Source organism: Burkholderia territorii, assembly GCF_902833055.1.
Classification (GTDB): domain Bacteria; phylum Pseudomonadota; class Gammaproteobacteria; order Burkholderiales; family Burkholderiaceae; genus Burkholderia; species Burkholderia territorii.
The window spans coordinates 1-833 of sequence record NZ_CADFEJ010000057.1; the positions used below are offsets into that span (position 1 = coordinate 1).

General features: G+C 70.0%; 1 protein-coding gene. It reads right to left on the bottom strand.

Annotated elements, in window-relative coordinates:
• Positions 1–833: acetyl-CoA C-acyltransferase (locus HW466_RS30945; protein WP_176316130.1), on the bottom strand; the 833-nt coding region annotated here is incomplete at both ends.

Sequence of the window (833 nt, forward strand, 5' to 3'; positions counted from 1 at the left end):
GCCTTGATCCGCGCAAGCGGCGTCAGCCCGAGCGCCGCCGCCTTCTGCGCCGACATCACCAGCACCGCCGCCGCGCCGTCGTTCAGCCCCGACGCGTTCGCCGCCGTCACCGAGCCGTCCTTCGCGAACGCCGGCTTGAGCCCCGCCAGCGACTCCGCCGTCACGCCGTGACGCACGAACTCGTCGGTCGCGAACTGCAGCGGCTCGCCCTTGCGCTGCGGAATCGACACCGGCACGATCTCGTCGGCAAAGCGGCCCGCCTTCTGCGCGGCTTCCGCCTTGTTCTGCGACAGCGCCGCGAACGCGTCCTGCTCCTCGCGCGTGATCCCGTATTCCTTCGCGACGTTCTCCGCCGTGATGCCCATGTGGTACTGGTTGTACACGTCCCACAGGCCGTCGACGATCATCGTGTCGACCAGCTTCGCATCGCCCATCCGGAACCCGTCGCGCGAGCCCGGCAGCACGTGCGGCGCCGCGCTCATGTTCTCCTGGCCGCCCGCGATCACGATGTCCGCGTCGCCCGCCATGATCGCGTTCGCCGCCAGCATCACGGCCTTCAGGCCCGAGCCGCACACCTTGTTGATCGTCATGCCCGGCACCGCGCTCGGCAGGCCCGCCTTGATCAGCGACTGGCGCGCCGGGTTCTGTCCCGAGCCCGCCGTCAGCACCTGCCCCATGATCACTTCGCTCACCTGCTCGGGCTTCACGCCCGAACGCTCCAGCACCGCGCGAATCACCGTCGCGCCCAGCTCCGGTGCCGCGACCTTCGCGAGCGAGCCGCCGAATTTGCCGACCGCGGTCCGCGCGGCCGATACGATCACTACGTCCGTCAT